The sequence below is a fragment of the Mesorhizobium sp. BHscii genome, assembly GCF_053848065.1.
Genome location: NZ_JBSPKW010000021.1, coordinates 93,618 through 118,717, shown reverse-complemented (window position 1 = coordinate 118,717; position 25,100 = coordinate 93,618). Strand labels below are relative to the sequence as shown.

The following is a 25,100-nucleotide window of genomic DNA, read 5'->3' as shown; positions in this document are numbered from 1 at the left end:
GTTGAATCAGAACTGCGATGATTTGGGAATCCCACGACTCTTACAAATCTCATCCCGCTCTAAAGCCGCCCCAGCCTTTCCAGCAGCAATGCGAAAAACGCATCATGGTCGATGTCGCGCATCACCATGGCGTTGTTCGGTCGCTTGGTCACGCCCCACCAGTCGATCACCGTCATGCCCATGGTGAGCTCCGAGGCGGTTTCCACGGTGACGTTGCAGTTGCGGCCCCTGAATAGCTCCGGCTTCAGCAGATAGGCGATGACGCAAGGGTCGTGCAGCGGACCGCCATCAGTGCCGTATTTCTCCTCGTCGAAGCGCTCGAAGAATTCCAGCATCTCCGTCGTAGCCGTGCCGACCCTGGTGCCGAGCTTTCGGAAGGCCTGGGTCCGCTTGGCGGTGGTCAGCGCCTTGTGGGTGACGTCGAGCGGCATCATAACGATCGGGATGCCGGATTTGAACACGACGTCGGCGGCATGCGGGTCGACATAGATGTTGAATTCGGCGGTCGGCGTGACGTTGCCGCCTTCGAAGAAGCCGCCGCCCATCAGCACGATTTCCTTGATGCGCGGCGCGATCTTCGGCTCGCGGATAAGCGCCAGCGCAACGTTGGTGAGCGGTCCGAGCGCGCACAGCGTGATCGTGCCGCTCTCTTCCTTCATCAGTGTCTCGACGATGAAATCCACCGCATACTGGTCCTGCAGCTTCATTGTCGGTTCGGGCAATTGCGGTCCGTTGAGACCGGTCTCGCCATGCACCTCCTCGGCGGTAACCAGTTCGCGCGCCAGCGGGCGGATGGCGCCGGCATAGACTTTGATGTCTGGCCTGCCGGCCAGTTCGCAGATCTTGCGTGCGTTCTTTTCGGTGAGCCTCAGCGGCACGTTGCCGGCAACGGCGGTCATTCCGACGATCTCCAGCTCGGCGCTGCCGAGTGCCAGCAAAATGGCGACGGCATCATCCTGGCCGGGATCCGTGTCGATGATGATCTTGCGGGATTCGGGCATTTCAATTCCTTGTTTGGGGAGTCTTTTTGGGCGGGGCTTTTGACGGCTTGAACTTGACCGCGGGGCGGACCATATCAAGGCCATCGGGAAAAATGCCATCTGGGTTTTTCCACTTTATGTCGCTCTTGAGAGGACAGTGTAACATGAGCCGAATGACGCCTTTTTCTAGCCCGCTGCTCCTGGGTTTCGACGCCATGGAAAAGACCCTGGAACGCCTGGCGAAGTCGGGTGACAGCTACCCTCCCTACAACATCGAGCGCCTCAGCGGTGCCGACGGGAAGGCCGAAAGGCTGCGTATCACGCTCGCTGTCGCCGGTTTCGCCGAAAACGATCTCGATGTGACCACGGAGGAGAACCAGTTGGTCGTGCGCGGCCGTCAGAACGATGACACCGAGCGCGAATTCCTTCATCGCGGCATTGCCGCGCGCCAGTTCCAGCGCTGTTTCGTGCTGGCCGACGGCATGCGGGTGATCGCGGCGGAGCTGAAGAACGGCCTTTTGTCGATCGATCTCGATCGGCCCGAGTCCGAACGGATGGTACGGAAAATAAATATATCGGTGAAAGACTGATCCTTACCACTGCATCGGCCGGAAAATCGGAATCGATTCTCCGAAAGCACGATGCAGCAAATTGAAGTGTTAGAGCGTCCCTTGTGTGTCCAATTGGACACACGGCGCTCAAATGGCTCTCATGCGAGGCGGCCTTGAGCGGCGTCCTCGCGCCAAGGAGGCTTGAAATGACCAGAACTGACGAAAACCTCATCATGACCAGCGGCGAATTCGCCCATCTCGGGGAAGGCTCGGTCGCCTATCTCAGGAAAGTGTCGAGCGACGATCTGCGCGGCCGTTTCCCGGGCCTCGGCGAAATCGCGCCCGGCCTGGAACTGTGGGCCCTGTTTGCCGCCAATGGCCAGCCGATCCTGCTTTCAGACGCTCGTGACAGAGCGCTGGCTGGCGCCCTGGAAAACGACCTGACCCCTGTCCCCATCCACTAACAATACGGCGCAGCGATCTGATTGGAAACGGACAGGGCCGCTCACGGCGGCCCTTCAACGGATCTGATCAAAAAAGCTCAGGCTGCATGCGAGGCCTGCGTGTCCGACAAAAGCGCGTGGATCGCTGCGGCGTCGCGGGTGCCCCTTATCTTGGCCACCGTGTCGGCGTCGCGCAGCACCCGCGCGATGCGCGACAGCGCCTTGAGGTGGTCGGCGCCGGCGCCTTCGGGCGCCAAAAGCAGGAACACCAGATCGACCGGCTGGTCGTCCAGTGCCTCGAAATCGACCGGCGTCTCCAGCCGGGCGAAAACCCCGGCGATCCGCTTCACCCCCGCCAGCTTGCCATGCGGAATGGCAATGCCGTTGCCGACACCGGTCGAGCCCAGCCGTTCACGCTGCAGGATGGTGTCGAACACCTCCCGTTCCGGAATGCCGGCAATCGCCGCAGCCCTTTCGGACAGCATTTGCAGCAGTTGCTTCTTGGAGTTCGCCTTCAACGCCGGCAAGATTGCCGGAACGTTGATAAGATCGCTCAGATCCATACTTGAAATCCCTTGTTCGCCTAGCGTCGCCAGCCCTCACTCTCGCGTGCGGCTGGTGCCTTATCCCAGTGCGGCCTTGGCCGTCATCCCTGCGCGACCTTGGTCGTAGACGGGTCGATCCAGCCGATATTTCCGTCCGGCCGGCGATAGACGATATTGAGTTGCTCGGTTCCGGCATTGCGGAAGACGAGAACCGGACTGTCTTTAGTGTCGAGCTCGATCACGGCTGACGCCACCGACATGGTCCGCAGCGTCATGGTTGATTCGGCGACGATGGCTGGCGCGAAATTCTCCGGTATTTCCTCGTCGTCGTCGGCAAGCGGCGCCATCACCGTATAGGCGACGTCGGTGGGTTCGCCATTGACATTGCCTGAATTATGCGACTTCAGCCGACGCTTGTAGCGCCGAAGGCGGGTTTCGAGGCGATCCGCCGCCGCCTCGAAAGCGAGCGTCGGGTCCTGGGCTTCACCGGTCGCCTGCAGCGAAGCGCCGGAATCCAGCCGGATCATGCAATCGGCCGTGTAGCGCGACCCCGATTTGACGACTACAATTTGCCCTGAAAAGCCCCGATCGAAATATTTCCCGATCACTTCTCCGACACGGTCGTTGATGCGCGTACGGAACGCATCGCCGATGTCCATGTGTTTTCCTGATATGCGCAGTGTCATCTGAAAACTGACCTTCCTTGCTCAGGCTTCAAACTGTCCCGAGTTTATACCCGTGGTCTGTGCGCACAAGCTTTGCGGCGTCACTTGCGCCGATTTTAAATCCGAACTTTCCGGTTGATCACAAGCCGCCTTCTTTGACCGTCCCGTGGCCAACGTCGTGACGGACCATCCGCATGCGGGCAGTAGCCCGTCCCATGCGGGCGGGCTTCTAGCCACTTCATTGCGGCTTGTCAATGAAGCGCGAAAGCTGTGGAAATTCCGTCGGAGATCAACGTCCGGCGCTGGCCAAAGCGCGTTTTTCACGCCGCCGCTGCACCGACGAGGGAATATTCATGCCCTCCCGATACTTGGCGACCGTGCGCCTGGCGATATCGACGCCACTTTCCCGCAACATATCCACAATCGCGTCGTCGGAAAGCACGTCGGCAGGTTTCTCCTCATCGATCAACTGCTTGATGCGGTCGCGCACCGCTTCAGACGAATGCGCATCGCCGCCACCCGACGAAGCGATCGAGGCGGTGAAGAAATACCGCAGTTCGAACACGCCGCGCGGCGTCAGCATGTATTTGTTGGCGGTGACCCGGCTGACGGTCGATTCGTGCATGCCGATGGCGTCGGCCACCGTGCGCAGGTTGAGCGGCTTCAGGTGACGCACGCCATGGACGAGGAAGGCGTCCTGCTGGCGCACGATTTCTGAGGCAACCTTAAGAATGGTCTTTGCCCGCTGGTCGAGGCTGCGCGTCAGCCAGTTGGCGTTTTGCAGGCATTCCGCCAGGAAATCCTTTTCCGTCTGGTTTTTCGCATGCGGTGAAACCTGGGCGAAATAGATATGGTCGACCAGCACGCGCGGCAGCGTTTCGGGGTTGAGTTCGATCACCCAGCTTCCGTCGTTAGCCGCCCGCACTTCGACGTCGGCGATGATCGCGTCGCTGGCGCCCGCCGAAAACGCCATGCCCGGGCGCGGATCGAGCGCACGTATCTCGGCCAGCATGTCGAGCAGATCCTCCTCGTCGACCCCACAAATCCGTTTCAGGGTCTGGAAATCGCGCCGCGCCAAGAGTTCGAGATTGGCGATCAAAGCCTTCATCGCCGGATCGAGCCGGTCGCGGACGGCAAGCTGCAGCGACAGGCATTCCGCGAGGTCGCGGGCAAAGATGCCGGCGGGCTCGAATGTCTGGCAGACCGCGAGTGCATTCGCCACCGCCGCTCGGTCGGTGCCGAGACGGGCGGCGATCTCGGCCATGTCGGCGCGCATATAGCCGGCCTCGTCGAGGCCATCGGCCAGTTCGCTGGCGATCAGGCGTGCTGCCGGGTCGGCGAAGGCAAGCGCGACCTGTTCGCCGACATGCTGGCGCAGCGTGATGGCGGCGGCCGCCATGTCTCCGACGTCGAAGCCGTCGGAAGAGGACGCGGAACCGTTGCCGGATGCCGACTTCCATTGAGCCGTCAGGTCGGGACGGAGCCGCTCGCTGGTCCCGGGGTCGTCGGGAAATAGGTTTTCAAGCGAAGTATCGAGCTTTTCCGAGATCGCCTCGGCGCTCCACGCCGTTTCCTTCTCGAACCAATCGCCGTCGGTGGCCGTTTCCGGCGCGGCATCGATCTTCTGCGCCTGGTCGCTGACGGGATCGTCCTGCGGCTCTGCGCGCTCGAGCAGAGGATTGCGCTCGATCTCGTCGTCAATGAAGCGTTCCAGCTCGATGTGGGTGAACTGCAGCAGCCGTATCGACTGCATGAGTTGCGGCGTCATCACCAGCGACTGGGATTGTCGTAGCTGTAGTTTTGCCGCCAACGCCATGGTTCGGTTTCAAACGCCCTGTCTACGCATCCGGACTGCCGGAAGGAGTCGGGCATAGAAACTGGCCCGGCTTTTGCTTGTCAAGGCGACGGCGATCAAAACTCGCCTGTCGGTGCTTTATTTGGAAGAGAAATCGGAGAAAAAAGGCTGGTCTCGCGCCAGAAATCGCGTTTCGAGGAGAATTTTCCCGCTTAGAGTGTAAATCCCTCACCGAGATAAAGCCGCCGCACATCCGGGTTTGCGACCACTTCGTCGGCCCGGCCATGGGTCAGCACCTGCCCGGCATGGATGATGTAGGCGCGGTCGATCAGGCCGAGCGTCTCGCGGACATTGTGATCGGTGATGAGCACGCCGATGCCACGCGCCGTCAGATGACGCACGAGTTGCTGGATATCGGCGACGGCGATCGGATCTATGCCAGCGAAAGGCTCGTCGAGGAGCATGTATGCGGGGCGGGTCGCCAGTGCGCGCGCGATTTCAAGGCGCCGCCGCTCGCCGCCGGAAAGCGACAGCGACGGGGCTTTGCGCAGATGGCTGATGTGAAACTCATCGAGCAGTTCGTCGAGACTGTGTTCGCGCTTTTTGCGGTTCTTTTCGACCACTTCGAGCACGGCACGGATGTTTTGCTCGACGCTCAAGCCGCGAAAGATCGACGCTTCCTGCGGAAGGTAGCCGATGCCGAGGCGGGCGCGGCGGTACATCGGCATCGAGGTGACATCGAAGCCGTCGATTTCGATTGTGCCTTCGTCGACCGGCACAAGGCCGGTGACCATGTAGAAGCAGGTCGTCTTGCCGGCGCCGTTGGGACCGAGCAGTCCGACCGCCTCACCGGCGCGCACGCCGATCGTCACGCCGCTGACAACTTTGCGGCCCTTGTAGCTCTTGGTCAGACCCTTGGCGATCAAGGTTCCTTTGAACTTTACCTGGTCGACGCTGACCGTGGCCGGTGCCGCAAGTTTGCTGGCGACGCGTCCTGGAAGACGCGCCATCAGCGATGCTACGTCGACCATCAGGGGTTCGCCGCTCCCGACTTCGCCGGCGGCGTGATCGACATCATGACGCGGCCCCCGCAGGCGTCGACCTGAGCCAGGCCGCTCTTCATCTCCACGGTGAGCTTACAGCCGACCAGTACATTGTCACCTTGCGAAAGCACGACCTTGCTGCCTGAAAGCACCAGCACTTCCGTCTTCATGTCGAAGGTGCCGCTGTCGCCGGTGGCGACCTGGTCGTCTGATTTGATATAGACCTTGTTGGCGACCTCCAGGCGGTCGATGTTGGCCGAGCCGGTCATCGCGGCACCTGCGGCCTGCGCATCCTTGGCGTCAGCGTCGGCGTCCTTGACGTAATAGACCGTCATCTTGCCGGCCTTGAGCAAGGTCGGACCCTGGACGACGCTTACATTGCCTGTGAACACGGCGACGTTATCCGCCTGGCGGACCTCGAGCTTATCGCTTTCGATCTGGATGGGCTTGTCGCCGGACAGTTTGAGGCCCGACAGCTGGCTGGTGGCCTTGGACTGCGCCAGAGCCGGCGCCGTCCCCAACCCCAGGACCAGCCCCAAAGCCAACCCAAGGGCCGGCAACGCCGAAGCTGCGGCCACGAGCCGTGTCGAACTACTGAACCGCATTGGATTCTCCGCTCATTGCCTCTGCCGCCTTCAAGCTGGCGGGATCGATGTTGACACGCACTCTGTTCTCGAAAACCACGATCTTGCCGTTGTCTTGGATCGACATCGACTCTGCGGTGATCCGCGACCCGCCGCGGCTGACGTCGACCGGATCGTTCGTCTTCATAGTGCCTTTGCCCATATCGAGAAAGACTGATTTGAACTTTGCCGCCAAGCCATCGGTGGTGGTTATGGTGACATCGCTGGTCAGGCTCATCGTGTTGCCATCGCGATTATAGGTGCCGTGCGAGGCATTGATGGCCGCCACATTGTCGGTCGATATCGGCAGCTTGGCGTCGATGCCCTCCAAGTTGATGATTCCTTGCTTGGTCACGTCCTGTATGGCGCGCAAAGCCGTCATGGAATAGGGCAGTTTCTGCTTGGTGAACCCGTTGAGCTTGGGATTGGCCATCACCAGCTTGCCATTGGCGAAGGCGCTGCCGTCGGCCTGGACCTGGATTGAGCCAGGCGCCGCGAGGTAGGAATAGACCGGGAAGGCGACCGCGATCGCGGCAGCGGCCAGCGGCACCGCCAGCTTCAATATCCGCACGCGGCGCGAATGGCGCTGGGCAATGCCGAAGGCGTCGACCCGCGCCGGGCCTACGTCCGGGGGAGCCAACTCCGTCTCGGTGTTGGTCGGTTCGATCGGTCGCGCTAACATAACTGCTTTCTTTTAAACCCCTGCCGCCAAGCACCCCTATAGGTGGGATGCCGGCGCCCTCAAGCAAGCACAAGCGGAGGAAAACCGCAAAAGTGTGACGGTTGCTGTTGCACAAACGAAAATGAAACCGGCACAACTTGCATGTCATACCAGATACAGGCGGGCAGCGTTAGGGCCTGTGGATTGGTCTTAACATCTCTTGAAACGCCGGTTCGCGAACGTCGAGACCTGTCTTTGGCGCAAGCTCGTCAGGAATCGGTAGCCGGGCGCGGATGGTTGCTTTAAAAGCATCTGCTTCCACCGACTATGAGGCTGACCATGGCACTGAGAGCCGACGACCTGATCGACCGCCGCCGCTTGCGCCGCAAGCTGACATTCTGGCGCGTTGCAGCGCTTGTTGTCGCAGCAGCCGGGCTGATTGCCTTTTCGAGCTGGATTTACGGTGACGACTTCACCGGCACGGCGGTCGACCATATCGCCAAGGTCAAGATCGAGGGCACCATCACCGAAGACGAAGACCTGATCAAACAACTGGAGACCATCCGTCAATCCTCGAGGGTGAAAGCGGTGATCCTGTCGATCGATTCACCGGGCGGCACCACCGTCGGGGGCGAATCGATCTACGAGGCAGTGCGCAAGCTGGCCGCCGAGAAGCCGGTGGTGGCCGAGGTCGGCACGCTGGCCGCATCGGCGGGCTATATGATCGCCACCGCGGCCGATCATATTGTCGCGCGCAAATCGTCGATCGTCGGCTCGATAGGCGTGCTGATCCAGTATCCGGACGTCAGCGGCCTTATGGACAAGCTCGGCATCAGGCTCGAGGAAGTGAAATCCTCGCCGCTGAAAGCCTCGCCATCGCCTTTCAAGCCGACCAGTGACGACGAGCGCACCATGGTCCGCAAGCTCATCCTGGACAGCTACGACTGGTTCGTCGGCGTCGTCGCCGAGCGCCGCAACATGACCAAGCCGGAGGCGCTGGCCCTGGCCGACGGGTCGATCTTCACCGGCCGGCAGGCTGTTGCCAACAAATTGATCGACGCGGTCGGCGGCGAGACCGAAGCGATCGATTGGCTCGCGACCAAGGGCGTCGACGCCAAGCTCAAGGTGGTGGAGTGGAAGGACGCGGAAAGCAGCGGCTTCCTGTTCTCGAAAGCGATGGCGCGAACCATCGGCAGTGCGCTCGGCCTGCCCGACTATGGCGGCGAGATCATTCACGAACTTGGTGCCGACCGCTTGTTTCTTGACGGTCTCGTTTCCGTCTGGCACCCTTGAGACGAGTGAAAAAAGCAAATAAAATCATCCTCATAATTTTGACTGCTGTGTTTTCACGGGGAGCCTTCTCATGATCAAATCCGAACTTGTGCAGATCATCGCCACACGCAACCCGCACCTTTTTCTGCGCGACGTCGAAAACATCGTCGGCGCGATTTTCGACGAGATCACCGACGCGCTTGCCGAAGGCAACCGGGTCGAGCTGCGCGGTTTCGGTGCTTTCTCGGTGAAAAACCGCCCCGCCCGCACCGGCCGCAACCCGCGCACCGGCGAATCCGTCGAGGTCGAGGAGAAATGGGTGCCGTTCTTCAAGACCGGCAAGGAATTGCGTGAAAGGCTGAACGGCGGCAAATAGGCGCCGCGCGAGCTCGTGCAGCATGCCGGCCTTTTCAGTAGGCCTGCGGTAGAGCCCGCCTTCGACAGGAAATTCCATGTTCAATCGCCTCATGCTCATCGTGGTCTTCGTGCCGCTGGCCGTCATTCTGATCGCGCTGGCGGTCGCCAATCGCGATCCGGTTGCCTTCACCCTGGATCCGTTCAACCCCGGCAATCCGGCGCTAACGATGACGCTGCCGCTTTTCATCTTCCTGTTCCTGGCTCTCGCCATCGGCATGATTGTCGGCAGCCTGGCGACTTGGGTCAAGCAGGGCCGCTATCGCAAGCTGGCGCGCCAGCGCGGCGTCGAGGCCGAAAACCTGCGCCAGGCAGTCAGCCGCGCACCGGCTGCGCCACAAGGCCCCGCCTTGCCGAAGCCGACCAGCTGAGCCAACACAGCGCCGCACGTCCTTTGGGACGCGCAAAGGACGCTGTACCATTTTCGGTTATGCGTTAGGCTTATTTCTCTCCATGGAGTTTCCCATGCTGACCATTTCGGCGGCCGAGGTCGATCGAGCGCTGACCTTTCCCGGCCTGGTCGAGACGCTGCGCGCGGCCTTTCGCGATGGCGCGGTACAACCGGTCAGGCATCACCATACGGTCGAACGGCCCGACGGCGCGGCCTCGACGCTGCTCCTGATGCCTGCCTGGACCGACTTCAATGCGGCCGGCACGTCGGCAGGCGGCCATATCGGCGTCAAGATCGTCACGGTGTCGCCCGACAACAACACCGTAGGCAAACCCGCTGTGATGGGGCTTTACCTCCTGCTCGACGGCGCGACCGGCGAGCCTGAAGCCATGATCGATGGCCAGCGGCTGACGCAGTGGCGCACGGCCTCAGCCTCGGCGCTGGCCGCTTCCTATCTGGCCCGCGAGGACGCTGAGCGGCTGCTGGTGGTCGGCGCCGGCGCGCTGTCGCCGTTCCTCGCCAGGGCGCATTCAGCGGTGCGGCCGATCACCGCAATCCGCATCTGGAACCGCACACCGGCCAATGCCGAAAAGGTTGCGGCGGAATTGCGCGCCGAGGGCTTTGCGGCCACCGCCGCGAGCGATCTCGACGCCGAAATCGGCCTGGCCGACATCGTTTCGTCGGCGACCATCACGACCACGCCGCTGATCAAGGGCGCGCTGTTGAAGTCGGGCACCCATGTCGATCTGGTCGGCGGCTTCACGCCGGTCATGCGCGAAAGCGACGACGATGCGATTGCGCGTGCTCGCGTCTACGTCGATACCCGGGCAGGCGCCGCCAAGGAGGCGGGCGATATCGTCCAGCCGCTGGCCTCGGGCGTGCTGAAGCCGCAAGCCATCGTCGCCGACCTGCATGAATTGGCACGCGGCCAGAAGAAGGGCCGGCAGAGCCCCAGTGAGATCACGCTGTTCAAATCGGTCGGCGCAGCCCTCGAAGACCTCGCCGCCGGCATTGCGGTGTACAAGGCGCTGAGAAGTAGGGAAGTAGGGAAGTAGGGAAGTAGGGAAGTAGGGAAGTAGGGAAGTAGGGAAGTAGGGAAGCCATACCAATCGTGCGGCTTCGTGCCAGTCAGATTTCCCCTACTCCCTTACTCCCTTACTCCCCTACTCCCCTACTCCCCTACTCCCCTACTCTGTTCCCGATCGGCGGGAACGTCTCCGGCGTCGCACCGTTGTTCGGGCGTTATGGAGATACGCGGCTTCCTGTTGTTCTGGTCCATCTTGGCCGCCGTCATGGCGGCGCTCAGCCTTGGACCATCCTTCGCCCATGTCCTGGAATCGGCTCCTCGGCTGACGAAGTGGTCACCTTCTCTCTGGCGCGAGACGACTGTCTTCAAGGCCCAGTTCCAGCTGTTTGCCGTCATTGGCGCGCCACTGGACGTGGCCGCGATCGGCTGTCCGGGACTTCTCGCATGGATGCTGCGCAATGACCGTCCGGCGTTCTGGTATGCGTTGGCCGCTGCCGGGCTCTATGCGGTGTCTCTTGCGATGTGGTTCGCTCTCGTCAAGCCGGCGAACGATATTCTGGCCACCTGGGTGCCTGGACCGATCCCGGAAAATTTCGAAGCGGTCCGACTGCGCTGGGAAACCGGCCATATGATCGTCGCCGGCTTCAAGGCCGTCGGTTTCGTATCGCTGGTTGTCGCCCTGCTTTGGATCAGGCGCGGCTGACCGTTTCGGAAATGTCCAGCGACCGCGTTTGTTGCACCGGTGAATGTGCTGTGGCAGAAGCGGGCCAAGTCGCCCCGGAGATGCTCTTCTTGAAACCTTTTCGCGACAAACGCCGCGACAGCCGCTCGCATCAGCTCGCAAAGGGCGGGGCGGAACAGGCGCCGCGCGCAACCGCCACAGCATCGCGCAACCGCACCGCGCCGCGCGTCCTTTCCCGCCGCGAGGGCGCCCTGCCCGCCGAACACCTGCCGCTGATCCTCGAAGTGGCGCCCAACGCCGACTATGCGCTGCTCGACAGCGGCGCCGGTCAAAAGCTCGAGCAGTACGGGCCCTATCGCATCGTCCGGCCCGAAGGCCAGGCGATCTGGCAAAAAGCGTTGCCGGCCGAAAACTGGGACCGCGCCGACGCCATTTTCACCGGCGACACCGACGAGGAAGGCATCGGCCGCTGGCGCTTCCCCAGGACGCCGCTCGGCGAGACCTGGCCGATGAAGCATGACGGCATCGACTATCTCGGCCGCTTCACCTCGTTTCGCCATGTCGGCGTCTTCCCCGAGCAGGCCTCGCACTGGGACCACATGGCCGGGCTGATCGCGGCGGCGAAGCGACCGGTCAAGGTGCTGAATCTGTTCGGCTATACCGGCCTTGCCTCGCTAGTGGCGGCGCGCGCCGGCGCCGAGGTCACCCATGTCGATGCGTCCAAGAAGGCAATCGGCTGGGCTAGGGAGAACCAGGAGATGGCGGGCTTGTTGCAAAAGCCGATCCGCTGGATCATCGACGACGCCATGAAATTCGCCGAGCGCGAGGAGCGCCGCGGCAGCCGCTACGACATCATCCTGTTCGATCCGCCCGCCTATGGCCGTGGCCCCAAGGGCGAGGTCTGGCAATTGTTCGAGGACCTGCCTGATCTGACCGACCTCTGCCGCTCGATCCTGACGCCGAAGCCGCTTGCTGTCATGCTGACCGCCTATTCGATCCGCGCCTCCTTCTTCGCCATCCATGCCTTAATGCGCGACACTTTCGCAGGCATGGGCGGCACGGTCGAATCCGGCGAACTGATTATCCGCGAGAAATCCGCCGGCCGGGCGCTGTCGACGTCGCTGTTCTCGCGCTGGGTGGCCTGATGAGCGAGCGGCACGCCGGCGCGCCAGGGCAGGTGAAAGAGGTCACCAGCCTCGCCAATCCGTTGATCAAGGACATCAAGGCTCTCGCCCTGAAGAAATTCCGCGACCAGCAGAACGCCTTCATGGCCGAGGGGCTGAAGCTGGTCATCGACGCGCTCGACCTCGGCTGGTCGATCCGGACGCTGGTCTTCGCCAAGGCCGGACGCGGCAACGCGGCAGTCGAAAAGGTCGCGGCGCGCACGGTTGCCGCCGGCGGCACCGTGCTCGAAGTTTCCGAAAAAGTGCTCGTCGCCATCACCCGCCGCGATAACCCGCAAATGGTGGTCGGCGTCTTTTCGCAGAAGTTCCTGTCGCTGAAGGACATCCGCGTTCGAGACGGCGACGTCTGGGTGGCGCTCGACCGCGTGCGCGACCCAGGCAATCTCGGCACCGTCATCCGCACCGTCGATGCCGTTGGCGCCAAGGGCGTCATACTGGTCGGCGAGACCACCGATCCTTTTTCCGTCGAGACCGTGCGCGCCACCATGGGCTCGATCTTCGCCGTGCCGGTCGCCAAGGCGACGCCGGACGCCTTCCTCGCGTGGCGAAAAAGCTTTCCTGGCCTCGTTGCCGGCACACACCTGAAAGGTGCGGTCGACTACCGTTCGGTCGACTTTTGCAAAGGCCCGGTGCTGCTGATGATGGGCAACGAACAGCAGGGCCTGCCCGACAGCCTAGCCGAAAGCTGCGACAGATTGCTGCGGATTCCACAGGCCGGCCGGGCCGATTCGCTCAATCTCGCGGTGGCCACCGGCATCATGCTGTTCGAGATCCGGCGCGGCGCGCTGAAATTTGCCCCGGAGGACGCCAGATCGTGACATCCCAAATGGTAAAATCCCAAACGGCAAAATCGTGGTTCCCCTACATCCTGCTGGTCGCCGCCGCGATAGCGCTCGACCAGTGGGTGAAATATCTGGTCGAGACCGGCCTCGCCTTCCAGGAAAAGGTCGATCTTGTGCCGTTCCTGGCATTGTACCGCACCTACAACACCGGCATTGCCTTCTCCATGTTTTCATCCTTCGGCGACACCGGCCTGGTGGTCATCGCCGCTTTCGTCGTCGCATTCGTGCTCTATCTCGCGGCCCGCACTCCGCCCGGCCACGTGCTTACCCGCATCGGCTTTGCGCTGATCGTCGGCGGCGCGCTCGGCAATCTGTTCGACCGCGTTACCTATGGTCACGTGATCGACTACATCCTGTTCCACACCCCGGTATGGTCCTTTGCCATCTTCAACCTCGCTGATGCCTTCATCGCGGTCGGCGCGGTGGTGGTCGTCTTCGACGAACTCATCGGTTGGCGGCGCGAGGCCAAGCCCTCTAGCGATTGACCTGGCCTTCTGCCGCCATACAGTGGCCATTTGAAAAGCCCGAGGAGAAGACATGCCCGAAACCTTCAAAGCCATCCTCGTTTCGCGCGATGCCGAGAAGAAGCAGTCGGTCGCGGTGACCGACCTCACCGAGGCCGACCTGATGGAAGGCGATGTCACCGTCGCCGTCGAGGCGACGACGGTGAACTACAAGGACGGCCTCGCCATATCAGGCAAGGCGCCGGTGATCCGCCGCTGGCCGCTGGTGCCGGGCATTGATTTCGCCGGCACCGTCATCTCGTCTTCCCATGCCGACTGGCGCAAGGGGGACAAGGTCATATTGAACGGCTGGGGCGTCGGCGAAACGCATTTTGGCGCCTATGCCGGGCGCGCCCGAGTCAAGGGAGACTGGCTGGTGCCGCTGCCTCAGGGCATGAGCCCGCATGATGCCATGGCGATCGGCACCGCAGGCTACACCGCCATGCTTTGCGTCATCGCGCTGGAACGGCACGGCATCGTGCCCGATCGCGGCCCGGTGGTGGTGACGGGAGCGGCCGGCGGCGTCGGCTCGGTCGCGGTCTCGATCCTGTCCAGCCTCGGCTATCATGTCGTCGCCTCGACCGGCCGCAGCGCTGAAAGCTCCTACCTGATCGACCTGGGTGCTGCGGAGGTGATTTCGCGCGACGAGCTTGCCCAGCCGGCAAAGCCGCTCGCCAATGAACGCTGGGCCGGCGGCGTCGACGCGGTCGGCAGTCACACGTTGGCAAACGTCCTTTCGATGACCTCCTATGGCGGCGCCGTCGCCGCCTGCGGCCTGGCAGGCGGCATGGATCTGCCAGCGAGCGTCGCCCCGTTCATCCTGCGCGGCGTTTGCCTGCTCGGCATCGATTCGGTGATGGCGCCAAAGCCGGTCCGCATGGAGGCGTGGCGCCGCATCGGCACGGACCTCGACCTCCAGAAGCTCGCCAGCCTGTCCACGACCATCGGCTTTGACGGCATCATCGACGCCGCGCACAACATCGTCGAGGGCAAGATCCGTGGCCGCGTAGTGGTGGATATGTGAGTTCTGGCGTCTGCCGTTTTGCACGAAAGAAAGGCAAAAAACCGCGCGACCGATAAAATTCGAACGATCTGCCGCAATTTTCCATAATCTCTGTCTGGCAAGGGTTTCCGCATGGTCACGGAATCCGCCATCGGAGAAACGGAGAGCGCCGAAAGCGTCGACGCGATCGGCCCGGAGGCGCCAAGGCGGCAGCATATCGCAGCGCCGCCACTGGCGCCCGAACTGCCCGCCGCCAATCGCGAAGGCCTGCCATTCCTGACGCTCGTCGCCATCGTCGTGCTGGCAGGGCTGTCGCACCTGACCGGCGCGCCGATCTTCATCACCGTTGGCCTTTTGGCGACTGGCATGGCCGGTCTCGCCGTGCATCTGCGTGCCAGGCGCACGGTGCGTCGCACGGTTGCCATCCTTGGCGAGACCGCAGCTCGCAGCCGCGCCGAGGTCGAGACCCTGGCCGACCGCATGTGGGAGATGCAGGAGAGCGAGGAACGCTTTCGCGGGCTGATCGACGCGCTTGGCGATCTCGTCGTCCACCGCGACCGTGACGGCCATATCGTCTATGCCAACAAGGTTTTCGCCGATCTTGTCGGAGCCGACCAGCGCGATCTTGCCGGCAGGACCCTGGCCGAACTCGGCATCGACGTCGGCATCGTTCCCGATGCCGCTTTTTGCGACCACGAATGCCTGAGCTCCACCGACGTCGCCATTAGCACGCCGAGCGGCCCGCGCTGGTTCTCATGGATCGAACTGTCCGTGCGCGACAAGGACAGCGGCGCCGTCTCGCATCGCGCCATCGCCCGCGACATTACCGCCCGCAAGCACGCCGAATCGTCGCTGATCACCGCCCGTGAGCGAGCCGAATACGCAAGCCAGGCCAAATCGCGCTTCCTCGCCACCGTCAGCCATGAGATCCGCACACCGATGAACGGCATCATGGGCATGGCCAGGCTGCTGGCGGACACCAATCTCTCACCCGAACAACGGACCTATGTGGGCGCCGTCTCGACCTCGGCCAGCGCGCTGCTGGCGCTGATCGAAGATCTGCTCGACTATTCCAAGATCGAGGCCGGCCGCTTCGATCCCGAACCGCAGCCAATGTCGGTGCGCGAGATCGCCGACAACATCGTCGAACTCTTGGCGGCGCGCGCCTTCGCCAAGAATATCGGCCTTGGCTGCCATGTCGAACCCGACGTGCCGCAGATGATCACCGCCGATCCAGGAAGGGTCAGGCAGGTGCTGCTCAACTTGATCGGCAACGCGATCAAGTTTACCGACAGCGGCGGCGTATTGGTGAGCATCGCTCGTGCCTGCACCGAAACCACCGACCGCATATGCTTCACCGTCGCCGATACCGGTCCCGGCCTGCACGAGGACGATATGGAGCGCATCTTCGAGGAATTCGAACAGGCCGATGGCACATCGACCCGCGCGCATGGCGGCGCCGGGCTCGGTCTTGCCATTTCCAAGCGCCTGGTGATCGCCATGGGCGGCACGATTTCGGTTTCGAGCCGGCTCGGCCAAGGCTCCGAGTTCGTCTTCGATATCCCTGCAATATCGGCCACCGAGCCGCCGCAGACCCGCCAGAATGCGCTGTCAGGGCAGCGCGCGGTGATACTGTCGAAGAACGCCATCGAAGCCGACGCCATCGCCCGCACCATCCGTGCCAATGGCGGCATGGTCGATCTGGCCGCGACCGACGCCCAGGCAGCGTCCTTCGCAGAAGGCTGCGACGTGCTTCTGGTCGATGCGGCCATGGAGGAGGGCGACGGCCGGTTGCTAAGGCGCCTTCGCCAGAGCGGCTTTGCCGACTGCGAGGCGATCACGCTGATCGCGCCGACCGACCGCGGCATGCTGGGCGAGTTCCGCGCCAGCGGCTACGCCACCTTCCTGGCAAGGCCGGTGCGTGGCGAGACGCTGTTGCGCGTGCTTTTGACCAGCAGCGTACCCGCCCTCACCCAGCCACAGCCGGAAAAGCGCGGCGCACCATCCGTCCGCGCCATTGGCAACCGCCAGCAGGGCCTGTCGGTGCTGATCGCCGAGGATAACGACATCAACGCCATGCTTGCCAGCGCCACGCTTCTGAAGGCCGGGCATCGCGTGAAAGTAGTCGGCGACGGCAAGGCCGCCGTCGAGGCCGTCACTGGCACCGGCCACAAGCACCGCTTCGACGTGGTGCTGATGGACCTGCACATGCCTGTCATGGACGGGCTGGACGCCATCGCCGCCATCCGCCGGCATGAGGAGGAAACCGCCGTGGCGCCGGTTCCGATCATGGTGCTGTCGGCGGACAGCCAGGAAAAGACCCGCCACGCAGTGCTTGCCCACGGCGCCAGCGGCTTCGTCACCAAGCCGCTCGACCCCGACGCGCTTGTCCATGCGGTCGAGGGCCAGGTGGCCGCGTGATCCGCCGGCTGTCCTTCCTGGCTCCCGCGGCGTAACATAGCCGGTTGAAGGATTACCCAGCCGACGAAGTATTGCCCGCAGCACCGTATCACGGTACTGTCACAATCCTGTTGCACCTACACCGTATCCCCGTGCCAAGAGGGATGGCTCGAAGGAGAATCACTCGTGCATACAGTTATGCCGGAATGTGACGCTCGGCCGAACGCCAGCGGTGCTTTGCTCACCGGGCGGAACGTCGATGCCGTCACAAAAGGCGAAGCGCTCGGCCGTATCGGCAACCTCGAAGTGCGGCTCGCCCGCAACGAGGCCGAGATCGCCGCCGCGCAGGAAGTGCGCTACCGGGTGTTCTATGACGAGCTTGGCGCCAGGAAGAACCTGTTCCAGGTGCAGGACCGCCGCGACGCCGACCATTTCGATCCGCTTTGTGATCATTTGCTCGTCTTCGACACCTCGCTGTCCGGTCCCGAGCATCGCCGCATTGTTGGCACCTACCGCCTGCTGCGGCAGGAAATCGCGGCAGCGGCCGGCGGCTTCTATTCCGAGGGCGAATTCGAGCTGACCAATCTTATCGCCCGCCACCCCGGCCAGCGTTTCCTCGAGCTCGGCCGCTCCTGCGTCTTGCCGGAATACCGCTCGAAGCGCACCATCGAGGCGCTTTGGCAAGGTATTTGGGCCTATATCAACCATTACGGGATCGGCGTGATGACCGGTTGCGCTTCGTTCCACGGCACTGTGCCGGCGGCACACGCCGAAGCGCTGACCTATCTCGCCCATCACTGCCGGACGAATTCGGCCTGGGACGTGCGCGCGGTCGCCGGGCGCTATTGTTCCATGGATTTGATGCCGATCGAGGCGGTCAATGCCAAGGCCGCGATCGCGGCGATGCCGCCGCTGGTCAAGGGCTATCTGCGCGTCGGCGCGCGCATCGGCGACGGCTGCGTCATCGATCGCGAATTCTCGACGGTCGACGTGTTCGTGGTGATGCCGGTCCAAGAGATCGGCGCCCGCTACGTCAACTATTATGGCGGGGAAGCCCAGCGCTTCGCCGCTTGAAATTCCAGTGAGTAGCGAATAGCGAGTAGCGGGAGTTCCTCCAGTTCGCTGCAGATTGTTATCGCTACTCGCTCTCATTTCATGGAATATCTTCCGGTCGCCGACCAGGCCTGCTCTTGTAGGACGGAAAGGCCCAGCCGAATTTGAGCGCGCCGCCACGCACGCAGAAAGCAGCCATGAAGCCTGCCAGGCCCGAGGCGAGCGGCGGCAGCCCGGCGAAGTCGCCGAGCGTGTAGAGAGCGGCGCCCGCAAGTGCTGCGGTAACGTAGATCTCCGGTCTCAACAGCACTGAAGGCTCCCCGGTCAACAGATCGCGAAGGATGCCGCCAAGGGTGGCGGTGAGCATGCCGGTAACGATCGAAACCGCCGGCGAGCCGGTGATCGCCAGCCCCTTGGCCGCGCCCATCACCGAAAAGGCGGCAAGGCCGATGGCGTCTAGCCAGAGCAGCAATTTGTAGCGGGATTCGACACGGTGTACGCTGAAGAAGACCAAGACCGCCACCGCCGCGCAGATCAGCACATAGTCGCGGTTTCCGACCCAGAACACCGGCACGTTGAGGATAACGTCGCGAAACGTGCCGCCACCGATGCCGGCGACGCTGGCCAGGAACAAGTAACCGATAATGTCGAGCTGTTTGCGCGAGGCGGCCAGCGCACCGGTCGCCGCAAAGACGGCGACGCCGGCATAGTCGAGAAGCTCGATTGGGTTCAAGGACATAGTGGAGTAAGGGAGTGGGTGAATAGGGGAGTACGAATAGCATGCTCCTCTATCAAGTCCCTTACTACCCTACTACCCTACTACCCTACTGCCTAATCACGCATCCTTCTCAGCTTGCTCATTCACCGGCCCTGGCTCGACCGGCGCTTCACCAGCCACATGCTTGGGACCGCCCTTGGCAACGCCGACCATGGCCGGCCGCAGCACCCGCTCGCCGATCGAATAGCCTGGCTGCACGACCTGGACCACGGTGTTGGCCGGCACATCCGGACTGGGCACCTCGAACATCGCCTGGTGGAAATTCGGGTCGAATTTCTCGCCTTCCGGCTCGAGCTTCTTCACCCCGTGCCGCTCCAGCGCCGATAGCATGGCGCGTTCGGTGAGCTCGACACCCTCGATCAGCGCCTTGAAGCCGGCATCGCCCGACGCCTTGGCCTCAGCCGGAATCGCATCCAGCGCGCGGCGCAGATTGTCCGAAACCGACAGCATGTCACGGGCGAAATTGGCAACGGCGTAGGCACGCGCGTCGTGCACATCGCGGGCGGTACGGCGGCGCAGATTCTCCATCTCGGCCGCGACGCGGAGCGCGCGGTCCTTCAACTCGTCGTTTTCCTTCAGCAGCCGCACAAGCGCCTCGTAGTCGCCGTCGATGCTGCCTTCCGTATGTTCGGTAGCAGCCCCGGTGGTCTCGGCTTCTTCGGGCGCGCGTTCGTCTTTTGCCTGGTCGCTCATCGCCATTTCCCGTCATTTCGAATGGTGTGGATTTTGTGCCCGATATCGAGGTTTGTCGGCCAAAAATCAAGTGGCAAGCGATACTGGAGGGGCCGCTGGCGCTTCGACGACGCATCATGAAGACCTTTCGATATTAATTCAAATTTTACTGTAACCGCCGGCTTTGCTTGCCAAGATGCTGCGTTCGGGGAACCATTCGTCTGCTGGAAGAGTTTCGAAGCCGATACAGGATTTTGAGATGATGATCCGCAACGACGGCGACCGTAACAAGAATGGCGCCCGCAATAATGACGAAAGACGTGAAAGGCTCGCGGCCGGCATCAGGCGCCAGTTCGGCACCGAGGCAACGATGCGCTTTCTGCGTGCGCTGCCGGCGTTCCGGACGGAGAACGACATTCCCGATCGTTTCAGGGAATTGCTCGACCGCCTGGACGGCATCGAGAGCAGCGTAGCCGCCCGTGGGCCCCGGCGGTAGACCAACAGTTTCGCCTGTCGTTGCGCGCCTCCGGAAGTATGCCCTTCCACATTGCAGCACCTTACGCGTCGCGCGACAATACGCGCAGTAACTTGGCGTGATCCCTGCCTTGCGGCGACGGAATGGTCTGTCTATGCTTCCTGATGAACATGATTTCCCCCGAAGCTGTGGCGAACAGCAAACGTGCCTGGTTGAAGATCCTGGCGCGCTACAAGAAACCTGACAGGCGGCGCAGCGCCGTCGAACTTGCCATCACCCTTATCCCCTTTGCCACGCTGTGGGCACTGTCCTCAGTTGCTTATGCCCATGGTCATTGGTGGGGTCTGATCCTCATACTTCCGGCCGCCGGCTTTCTGGTGCGGATCTTCATGATCCAGCACGATTGCGGCCACGGTTCCTTCTTCGCCAACCGCACCGCCGACGACTGGATCGGCCGCGGCCTGGGCATCCTGACCTTGACGCCCTACGATTGCTGGCGACGTGCCCACGCAACCCATCACGCCAGCGCCGGCAACCTCGATGAGCGCGGCACGGGCGACATCAGGACGCTGACTGTCGCCGAATATCGGCAAATGTCCTGGCGGGGCCGCCTTGCCTATCGTCTCTATCGCCATCCGCTCGTCATGTTCGGCCTCGGCCCCATTTGGCTTTTCATCTTTGAGCAGAGACTGCCGGTCGGCATGATGCGAGGCGGCCTCACGCCCTGGGTGTCGTCAATGGCCACCAACGTGGCCATCGCGGTCGCCGCCGCCGCCCTCGTCTGGTTCGTCGGCCTCGAAGCGTTCCTGGTTGTCCATTTGCCCATCGTCGTCCTGGCCGGCTCCGCCGGCATCTGGCTGTTCTACGTCCAGCACCAGTTCGAGGAAACCGAGTGGGCAAAGGACTCCGAGTGGCAGTTCCAGCATGCGGCCCTGCACGGTTCGTCCTATTATGACCTGCCGCCGGTGCTGAACTGGTTCACCGGCAATATCGGCGTCCACCACGTGCATCACCTCTCCGCCAAGGTGCCGTGCTATCGGCTCCAGGAGGTCCTGAGGGACTATCCGGAACTGCGCGAAATCGGCCGTGTCACGCTTCTGGAGAGCCTGCGCTGCGTCAAGCTGGCGCTGTGGGATGAGAACCGCAGCAAGCTGGTATCGTTTCGCGAAGCGCGGATGACTGCGTAACGCATGACCCCGAAAATCGAAATCGATTTTCGGAAAGGATCATGCGTGGAATCAAAGTGCTACAGCGTCCTTTGCGCGTCCCAAAAGGACGCGCGGCGCTGTAGAGCCGCCGCACGACAAATGCGGCGGTTCACAAGCCTTGCTTAAGCCGCCTTGCGTTCGTCGCGCATCAATATCTCGCCGTGGCGGATCTCGGTGCCGAGCACCTTCAGGCATTCGCGCATGAAGGCGGCGAGACCCGGCCAGCCTTTGGCTGATACCAGATTGCCGTCGACATGGGCGCCGGTCGGCGCGACATCGATGTAGGTGCCGCCGGCGAGCGTGACTTCCGGCTCGCAATACTGGAGCGCCGCGACTTCCCTGCCACGCAGCACGCCGTCGACCGCCATCAGGATCTGCGCGCCATGGCAGATGGTGAAGATCGGCTTGCCGGTTTCATGGAAATGCCGCACCAGCGCCTGCACGCGCTTGTCGATGCGGATATATTCCGGCCCGCGCCCGCCCGCCGCATAGACGGCGTCGTATTCGGCCGGATTCACCTCGGCAAAGGTCTTGTTGAGGATGTAATCGTGGCCAAGCTTTTCCGTATAGGTCTGATGGCCCTCGAAGTCGTGCAGCGAAGTCTTCAGTATGTCGCCCGCCTTCTTGTCGGGACACACGACATGGACGGTGTGGCCGACCGCATGCATGGTCTGTTCAAAGACAAAAATCTCGTATTCCTCGCTGAACTCGCCAACGAGCATCAATATCTTCTTCCCAGCCATTTCCGTTTCCTCCCTTGGTGGCCATATTTATTTCGGAGCGCGAAATAATGAGCCTATCCTAAGGGCAGGACACCGAAAACAAAAGACTGAATCTGCAAGGTGGTCCGACCAGATGCGGCGAGCTGCCCGCGCAGGCGATCAGCCGACGCGCACCCGCCGCCAGGAATATTTAGGGCCTTTGGCCTCCGGCCTCTCGGTCGGCTGATAATACAGCGGCAGACCGCCGGTGCGGCCTTCCTCGAGCCGTTTCAAAAGCACCGGATGCGACACTTCGAACTCGTCGAAGCCGAGGCGCAGCATATGCGGCAGCTGGTCGACCAGAACTTGCCCGGTGGCGCGGACCGCGCCCTCGAAATGGTAGCGGCTGCGCAGCAGTTCTCCCTTTGAGAAGGAACGGCCGTCACTGAAAGCCGGGAAGGCCAACGCCACCAGCGATATCTCGTCGAGCAGGTCGGCGATCTTTTCGAGCTGGTCGCCGGGCTGAAGCAGGACGCCGATGCGTTCCTTCGCCGACCGGCGCACCGCCGGGTCGAGGTCGAGAAACACCTGCAGCGGCAGGATGAAGCGGCCATTGCCGGACAGTGCGTCTGCACTTTCGGCATGGGTCCACTCGTCCTCGCTAAAACCCGTCGGGGTCCAGAGGCGGGTAATAGTCTCTGGCGTTAGTTCGGTCATCAAAAATTCCTAAAGCTCAAGAAGATCCTAAAGCGAGGCGTCGGTCAGCGACTTCTCCAGCCCCGACAAATGGATGCCGCACTCGGTCTTGGCGTGCCCGGCCCAGCGGCCGCTGCGCGCGTCCTCGCCCGGCTGCACCGGCTGCGTGCACGGGAAGCAGCCTATCGACAGATAGCCATAGGCGACCAGCGGGTTCTCGCGCAGCTGATGCTTGCGCATGTAGGCGGCCTGGTCCGATGTCGTCCAGTGCGCCAGCGGATTGATGCGGATGCGCGAACCGACCGCCTCGAACACCGGAAGTGCTGCCCGCGTGGTCGCCTGAAAACGCTTGCGGCCGGTGAACCAGGCGCGGAACGGCTCGACGCCGCGCGCCAGTGGCTCGACCTTGCGGACGTCGCAGCAGGCGTCGGTGTCGGTCTCGTTCAGATTGCCGGTCGGATCGATCCGTTCGAGCGCTGCTTCGTCCGGCGTGATCACCCGGATATCGGTCAGACCGAAATCGGCAACGAGCGCGTCACGATAGCCGAGCGTCTCCTCGAAGTGCTTGCCGGTGTCGAGGAAGATCACCGGCAACGTCCGGTCGATCTTGGCGATCATATGCAGCAGCACCGCCGAATCCGCACCAAAGGACGAAACTGCGGCGATTTCGCCGCGAAAGAACTCCCGGGCCGACCGCTCGATGATCTCAAGCGGCTTCAGATGACCATAGAGCGCATCGAGCCCCGCCGCTTCGGCGGCGATGCCGGCCTCGACGTCGACGATACGATCAAGCGGCCTTGGCTTCGCCAGCATAGAGCGCCTCCTTGAACGGCGCGGGACCGACACGGCGGTAGGCGTCGATGAATTTTTCGTTTCTGTCGAGCCGGAGGCCGAGATAGGTCTCGACGATCTGCTCGATGGCGTCGGTGATCTCTTCCGAACTGAAGCCGCGGCCGATGATCTCGCCGACCGAGGTGTTCTCGTCGGCCGAGCCGCCGAGTGTGACCTGATAGAGTTCGGCGCCCTTCTTTTCGACCCCGAGGATGCCGATATGGCCGACATGATGATGGCCGCAGGCGTTGATGCAGCCGGAAATCTTCAGCTTCAATTCGCCGATCTCGCGCTGCCGCTCAAGCGAAGCGAAACGAAGCGAGATTTCCTGTGCCACCGGAATGGAACGCGCCGTGGCCAGCGCGCAATAATCGAGGCCGGGGCAGGAGATGATGTCTGATATCAGGTTGGAATTGGCCGTCGCCAGTCCGATGTCGACCAGAGCGTCATAGACCGCCTTGAGGTCTGCGCGCGCAACATGCGGCAGGATCAGGTTCTGCTCGTGGCTGACGCGCAACTCGTCGAAGGCATATTTCTCGGCAAGGTCGGCGACCGCTTCCATCTGGCTGTCGGAGGCATCGCCTGGCGCTTCGCCGATGCCCTTGAGCGAAATGGTCACGGCGGCATAATCAGGATGGCGGTGGGTCACCACGTTCTGATCGAGCCATTCCGAAAAGCTCTTGGAATCGAGGCGGGCAAGCTTGACCACCTCGTCGCCTTCCGGCCGGTCGGCCAGCGCCGGCGGCGCGAAATAGGCATCGATGGCGCGGATGTCGGCTTCCGGCAGCTTCAGATCCGCCTCTTTCAGCTCCTGCCATTCGGCCTCGACCTGACGGGTGATCTCCTCGACACCGGTCTCGTGGACGAGGATCTTGATGCGCGCCTTGTATTTGTTGTCGCGGCGGCCGTAGAGGTTGTAAACGCGCAGGATCGCCGTGCAGTAGGACAGAAGGTCCGCCTCGGGCAGGAAGTCGCGGATCTTCTTGGCGATCATCGGTGTACGGCCCTGACCGCCGCCGACATAGACCGCAAAACCGAGTTCGCCGGCAGCGTTTTTCTTCAAATGCAGGCCGATGTCATGCGTCTGGATGGCGGCGCGGTCGCGCTCGGCCCCGGTCACCGCGATCTTGAATTTTCTCGGCAGGAACGAGAACTCCGGATGCACCGACGACCATTGGCGCAGGATTTCCGCATAGGGGCGCGGATCGGCGACCTCGTCCGCGGCGGCACCGGCAAAGTGGTCGGCGGTGACGTTGCGAATGCAATTGCCGCTGGTCTGGATGGCGTGCATTTCCACACTCGCCAGATCGGCCAGGATCGCCGGGATGTCCGACAGCGCCGGCCAGTTGAACTGGATGTTCTGGCGCGTCGTGAAATGGCCGTAGCCCTTGTCGTATTTGCGGGCGATGTGGCCGAGCATGCGCAGCTGCTTGCTGTTCAGCGTGCCGTAAGGCACCGCAATGCGCAGCATGTAAGCGTGCAATTGCAGGTAGACGCCGTTCATCAGCCTCAGCGGCCGGAACTGATCCTCGGTGATCTCGCCAGCAAGCCGCCGCGCGACCTGATCGCTGAACTCGGCGACGCGGGCCTGGACGAAATCGTGATCGAACTCATCGTAACGGTACATGTCTGGTCTTTCCGGGCGAGTCCGCCCGTTTCATC

The 25,100-nt window shown here is 62.5% G+C and carries 28 protein-coding genes; 15 read left to right on the top strand and 13 right to left on the bottom strand.

All coding sequences use genetic code 11. From position 1 onward, the window contains the following. Nucleotides 1–59 precede the first annotated feature (59 nt). Nucleotides 60–1,001 (bottom strand): nucleoside hydrolase, encoded by a 942-nt coding sequence (locus ACWTU7_RS24970; RefSeq protein WP_455840648.1) that lies wholly within the window; start codon nt 999–1,001, stop codon nt 60–62. A gap of 143 nt (nt 1,002–1,144) precedes the next feature. Between ACWTU7_RS24970 and ACWTU7_RS24965 the strand changes: the two genes are divergently transcribed. Continuing rightward, nucleotides 1,145–1,570 (top strand): Hsp20 family protein, encoded by a 426-nt coding sequence (locus tag ACWTU7_RS24965; RefSeq protein ID WP_029348166.1) that lies wholly within the window; start codon nt 1,145–1,147, stop codon nt 1,568–1,570. 167 nt (nt 1,571–1,737) lie between these two features. Continuing rightward, on the top strand, nt 1,738–1,995 hold the full coding sequence (locus ACWTU7_RS24960) for a BQ00720 family protein (RefSeq protein ID WP_029348168.1): 258 nt from the start codon (nt 1,738–1,740) through the stop codon (nt 1,993–1,995). Nucleotides 1,996–2,072: 77 nt separating this feature from the next. On the opposite strand, the gene ptsN is transcribed toward ACWTU7_RS24960, so the two are convergent. From ptsN to lptC, 6 genes are all read right to left on the bottom strand, one after another. Beyond that, the gene (gene ptsN, locus ACWTU7_RS24955) at nt 2,073–2,537 is read right to left on the bottom strand and encodes a PTS IIA-like nitrogen regulatory protein PtsN (protein ID WP_023797448.1); all 465 of its coding nucleotides are present in this window, start codon (nt 2,535–2,537) and stop codon (nt 2,073–2,075) included. A gap of 83 nt (nt 2,538–2,620) precedes the next feature. Then, complete coding sequence (hpf, locus tag ACWTU7_RS24950; protein WP_455840649.1) at nt 2,621–3,205, bottom strand: ribosome hibernation-promoting factor, HPF/YfiA family; 585 nt, start codon at nt 3,203–3,205, stop codon at nt 2,621–2,623. A gap of 268 nt (nt 3,206–3,473) precedes the next feature. After that, nucleotides 3,474–5,000: an RNA polymerase factor sigma-54 gene (gene rpoN, locus ACWTU7_RS24945; RefSeq protein ID WP_455840650.1), complete on the bottom strand. Its 1,527-nt coding sequence runs from the start codon at nt 4,998–5,000 to the stop codon at nt 3,474–3,476. A gap of 191 nt (nt 5,001–5,191) precedes the next feature. Next, entirely contained in the window at nt 5,192–6,010 is an 819-nt protein-coding gene (lptB, locus tag ACWTU7_RS24940; RefSeq protein ID WP_029348172.1) for an LPS export ABC transporter ATP-binding protein, read from the bottom strand. Further along, nucleotides 6,010–6,627 carry an LptA/OstA family protein gene (locus tag ACWTU7_RS24935; RefSeq protein WP_029348174.1) on the bottom strand — a complete coding sequence of 206 codons (618 nt, stop codon included), beginning with the start codon at nt 6,625–6,627 and terminating at the stop codon, nt 6,010–6,012. The genes lptB and ACWTU7_RS24935 overlap by 1 nt, the downstream gene beginning before the upstream one ends. Next, nucleotides 6,614–7,327: an LPS export ABC transporter periplasmic protein LptC gene (lptC, locus tag ACWTU7_RS24930; protein ID WP_065010138.1), complete on the bottom strand. Its 714-nt coding sequence runs from the start codon at nt 7,325–7,327 to the stop codon at nt 6,614–6,616. The genes ACWTU7_RS24935 and lptC overlap by 14 nt, the downstream gene beginning before the upstream one ends. A 318-nt stretch (nt 7,328–7,645) precedes the next feature. Here lptC and sppA point away from each other — a divergent pair, with 318 nt between their 5' ends. The 11 genes from sppA (at nt 7,646) to ACWTU7_RS24875 (ending at nt 18,098) form a co-directional block, all read left to right on the top strand. Then, a complete protein-coding gene (gene sppA / locus ACWTU7_RS24925; protein ID WP_455840651.1) occupies nt 7,646–8,599 on the top strand; it encodes a signal peptide peptidase SppA in 954 nt (317 codons plus the stop codon). A gap of 70 nt (nt 8,600–8,669) precedes the next feature. Continuing rightward, entirely contained in the window at nt 8,670–8,954 is a 285-nt protein-coding gene (locus tag ACWTU7_RS24920; protein ID WP_006200394.1) for an integration host factor subunit beta, read from the top strand. Nucleotides 8,955–9,030: 76 nt separating this feature from the next. Further along, the gene (locus ACWTU7_RS24915; protein WP_029348180.1) at nt 9,031–9,363 is read left to right on the top strand and encodes a LapA family protein; all 333 of its coding nucleotides are present in this window, start codon (nt 9,031–9,033) and stop codon (nt 9,361–9,363) included. 94 nt (nt 9,364–9,457) lie between these two features. Continuing rightward, on the top strand, nt 9,458–10,438 hold the full coding sequence (gene lhpI, locus ACWTU7_RS24910; RefSeq protein ID WP_455840652.1) for a bifunctional Delta(1)-pyrroline-2-carboxylate/Delta(1)-piperideine-2-carboxylate reductase: 981 nt from the start codon (nt 9,458–9,460) through the stop codon (nt 10,436–10,438). 189 nt (nt 10,439–10,627) lie between these two features. After that, nucleotides 10,628–11,113, top strand: coding sequence for a DUF1772 domain-containing protein (locus tag ACWTU7_RS24905; RefSeq protein ID WP_455840653.1), 486 nt, complete (start codon nt 10,628–10,630; stop codon nt 11,111–11,113). An 89-nt stretch (nt 11,114–11,202) separates the two neighbouring features. After that, nucleotides 11,203–12,237: a class I SAM-dependent methyltransferase gene (locus tag ACWTU7_RS24900; protein ID WP_455840654.1), complete on the top strand. Its 1,035-nt coding sequence runs from the start codon at nt 11,203–11,205 to the stop codon at nt 12,235–12,237. After that, the gene (locus ACWTU7_RS24895) at nt 12,237–13,094 is read left to right on the top strand and encodes a TrmH family RNA methyltransferase (protein ID WP_455840655.1); all 858 of its coding nucleotides are present in this window, start codon (nt 12,237–12,239) and stop codon (nt 13,092–13,094) included. The genes ACWTU7_RS24900 and ACWTU7_RS24895 overlap by 1 nt, the downstream gene beginning before the upstream one ends. Nucleotides 13,095–13,102: 8 nt before the next feature. Next, the gene (lspA, locus tag ACWTU7_RS24890) at nt 13,103–13,603 is read left to right on the top strand and encodes a signal peptidase II (protein WP_455840656.1); all 501 of its coding nucleotides are present in this window, start codon (nt 13,103–13,105) and stop codon (nt 13,601–13,603) included. A gap of 52 nt (nt 13,604–13,655) precedes the next feature. Continuing rightward, nucleotides 13,656–14,645: an acrylyl-CoA reductase (NADPH) gene (acuI, locus tag ACWTU7_RS24885; RefSeq protein WP_455840657.1), complete on the top strand. Its 990-nt coding sequence runs from the start codon at nt 13,656–13,658 to the stop codon at nt 14,643–14,645. A 111-nt stretch (nt 14,646–14,756) separates the two neighbouring features. Beyond that, nucleotides 14,757–17,045 carry a response regulator gene (locus ACWTU7_RS24880; protein ID WP_455840658.1) on the top strand — a complete coding sequence of 763 codons (2,289 nt, stop codon included), beginning with the start codon at nt 14,757–14,759 and terminating at the stop codon, nt 17,043–17,045. Between the two features lie 177 nt (nt 17,046–17,222). Beyond that, complete coding sequence (locus ACWTU7_RS24875; protein ID WP_164784066.1) at nt 17,223–18,098, top strand: GNAT family N-acetyltransferase; 876 nt, start codon at nt 17,223–17,225, stop codon at nt 18,096–18,098. Between the two features lie 79 nt (nt 18,099–18,177). On the opposite strand, the gene ACWTU7_RS24870 is transcribed toward ACWTU7_RS24875, so the two are convergent. Together ACWTU7_RS24870 and grpE are read right to left on the bottom strand one after the other, a co-directional pair. Continuing rightward, complete coding sequence (locus tag ACWTU7_RS24870) at nt 18,178–18,810, bottom strand: trimeric intracellular cation channel family protein (RefSeq protein ID WP_455840719.1); 633 nt, start codon at nt 18,808–18,810, stop codon at nt 18,178–18,180. A gap of 102 nt (nt 18,811–18,912) precedes the next feature. Further along, the gene (gene grpE / locus ACWTU7_RS24865; protein WP_455840659.1) at nt 18,913–19,548 is read right to left on the bottom strand and encodes a nucleotide exchange factor GrpE; all 636 of its coding nucleotides are present in this window, start codon (nt 19,546–19,548) and stop codon (nt 18,913–18,915) included. A 241-nt stretch (nt 19,549–19,789) separates the two neighbouring features. Between grpE and ACWTU7_RS24860 the strand changes: the two genes are divergently transcribed. Together ACWTU7_RS24860 and ACWTU7_RS24855 are read left to right on the top strand one after the other, a co-directional pair. Continuing rightward, nucleotides 19,790–20,023 carry a hypothetical protein gene (locus ACWTU7_RS24860; RefSeq protein WP_455840720.1) on the top strand — a complete coding sequence of 78 codons (234 nt, stop codon included), beginning with the start codon at nt 19,790–19,792 and terminating at the stop codon, nt 20,021–20,023. 143 nt (nt 20,024–20,166) lie between these two features. Then, entirely contained in the window at nt 20,167–21,189 is a 1,023-nt protein-coding gene (locus ACWTU7_RS24855) for a fatty acid desaturase (RefSeq protein WP_455840660.1), read from the top strand. A gap of 143 nt (nt 21,190–21,332) precedes the next feature. Here the strand turns inward: ACWTU7_RS24855 and ACWTU7_RS24850 are convergent, their stop codons facing one another. From ACWTU7_RS24850 to ACWTU7_RS24835, 4 genes are all read right to left on the bottom strand, one after another. Continuing rightward, nucleotides 21,333–21,953 (bottom strand): DJ-1/PfpI family protein, encoded by a 621-nt coding sequence (locus ACWTU7_RS24850; RefSeq protein ID WP_029348200.1) that lies wholly within the window; start codon nt 21,951–21,953, stop codon nt 21,333–21,335. Nucleotides 21,954–22,091: 138 nt separating this feature from the next. Further along, on the bottom strand, nt 22,092–22,628 hold the full coding sequence (locus ACWTU7_RS24845; protein WP_455840661.1) for a DUF934 domain-containing protein: 537 nt from the start codon (nt 22,626–22,628) through the stop codon (nt 22,092–22,094). Nucleotides 22,629–22,655: 27 nt separating this feature from the next. Continuing rightward, the gene (locus ACWTU7_RS24840; RefSeq protein WP_065010146.1) at nt 22,656–23,420 is read right to left on the bottom strand and encodes a phosphoadenylyl-sulfate reductase; all 765 of its coding nucleotides are present in this window, start codon (nt 23,418–23,420) and stop codon (nt 22,656–22,658) included. Further along, a complete protein-coding gene (locus ACWTU7_RS24835; protein WP_095520260.1) occupies nt 23,395–25,065 on the bottom strand; it encodes a nitrite/sulfite reductase in 1,671 nt (556 codons plus the stop codon). The genes ACWTU7_RS24840 and ACWTU7_RS24835 overlap by 26 nt, the downstream gene beginning before the upstream one ends. Nucleotides 25,066–25,100: the final 35 nt, after the last annotated feature.

Coding starts and splice junctions, on each gene's coding strand:
- ACWTU7_RS24970 (WP_455840648.1), bottom strand. CDS start 1,001: ATGCCCGAATCCCGCAAGATCATCATCGACACGGATCCCGGCCAGGAT.
- ACWTU7_RS24965 (WP_029348166.1), top strand. CDS start 1,145: ATGAGCCGAATGACGCCTTTTTCTAGCCCGCTGCTCCTGGGTTTCGAC.
- ACWTU7_RS24960 (WP_029348168.1), top strand. CDS start 1,738: ATGACCAGAACTGACGAAAACCTCATCATGACCAGCGGCGAATTCGCC.
- ptsN (WP_023797448.1), bottom strand. CDS start 2,537: ATGGATCTGAGCGATCTTATCAACGTTCCGGCAATCTTGCCGGCGTTG.
- hpf (WP_455840649.1), bottom strand. CDS start 3,205: ATGACACTGCGCATATCAGGAAAACACATGGACATCGGCGATGCGTTC.
- rpoN (WP_455840650.1), bottom strand. CDS start 5,000: ATGGCGTTGGCGGCAAAACTACAGCTACGACAATCCCAGTCGCTGGTG.
- lptB (WP_029348172.1), bottom strand. CDS start 6,010: ATGGTCGACGTAGCATCGCTGATGGCGCGTCTTCCAGGACGCGTCGCC.
- ACWTU7_RS24935 (WP_029348174.1), bottom strand. CDS start 6,627: ATGCGGTTCAGTAGTTCGACACGGCTCGTGGCCGCAGCTTCGGCGTTG.
- lptC (WP_065010138.1), bottom strand. CDS start 7,327: ATGTTAGCGCGACCGATCGAACCGACCAACACCGAGACGGAGTTGGCT.
- sppA (WP_455840651.1), top strand. CDS start 7,646: ATGGCACTGAGAGCCGACGACCTGATCGACCGCCGCCGCTTGCGCCGC.
- ACWTU7_RS24920 (WP_006200394.1), top strand. CDS start 8,670: ATGATCAAATCCGAACTTGTGCAGATCATCGCCACACGCAACCCGCAC.
- ACWTU7_RS24915 (WP_029348180.1), top strand. CDS start 9,031: ATGTTCAATCGCCTCATGCTCATCGTGGTCTTCGTGCCGCTGGCCGTC.
- lhpI (WP_455840652.1), top strand. CDS start 9,458: ATGCTGACCATTTCGGCGGCCGAGGTCGATCGAGCGCTGACCTTTCCC.
- ACWTU7_RS24905 (WP_455840653.1), top strand. CDS start 10,628: ATGGAGATACGCGGCTTCCTGTTGTTCTGGTCCATCTTGGCCGCCGTC.
- ACWTU7_RS24895 (WP_455840655.1), top strand. CDS start 12,237: ATGAGCGAGCGGCACGCCGGCGCGCCAGGGCAGGTGAAAGAGGTCACC.
- lspA (WP_455840656.1), top strand. CDS start 13,103: ATGGTAAAATCCCAAACGGCAAAATCGTGGTTCCCCTACATCCTGCTG.
- acuI (WP_455840657.1), top strand. CDS start 13,656: ATGCCCGAAACCTTCAAAGCCATCCTCGTTTCGCGCGATGCCGAGAAG.
- ACWTU7_RS24880 (WP_455840658.1), top strand. CDS start 14,757: ATGGTCACGGAATCCGCCATCGGAGAAACGGAGAGCGCCGAAAGCGTC.
- ACWTU7_RS24875 (WP_164784066.1), top strand. CDS start 17,223: ATGCCGGAATGTGACGCTCGGCCGAACGCCAGCGGTGCTTTGCTCACC.
- grpE (WP_455840659.1), bottom strand. CDS start 19,548: ATGAGCGACCAGGCAAAAGACGAACGCGCGCCCGAAGAAGCCGAGACC.
- ACWTU7_RS24860 (WP_455840720.1), top strand. CDS start 19,790: ATGATCCGCAACGACGGCGACCGTAACAAGAATGGCGCCCGCAATAAT.
- ACWTU7_RS24855 (WP_455840660.1), top strand. CDS start 20,167: ATGAACATGATTTCCCCCGAAGCTGTGGCGAACAGCAAACGTGCCTGG.
- ACWTU7_RS24850 (WP_029348200.1), bottom strand. CDS start 21,953: ATGGCTGGGAAGAAGATATTGATGCTCGTTGGCGAGTTCAGCGAGGAA.
- ACWTU7_RS24845 (WP_455840661.1), bottom strand. CDS start 22,628: ATGACCGAACTAACGCCAGAGACTATTACCCGCCTCTGGACCCCGACG.
- ACWTU7_RS24840 (WP_065010146.1), bottom strand. CDS start 23,420: ATGCTGGCGAAGCCAAGGCCGCTTGATCGTATCGTCGACGTCGAGGCC.
- ACWTU7_RS24835 (WP_095520260.1), bottom strand. CDS start 25,065: ATGTACCGTTACGATGAGTTCGATCACGATTTCGTCCAGGCCCGCGTC.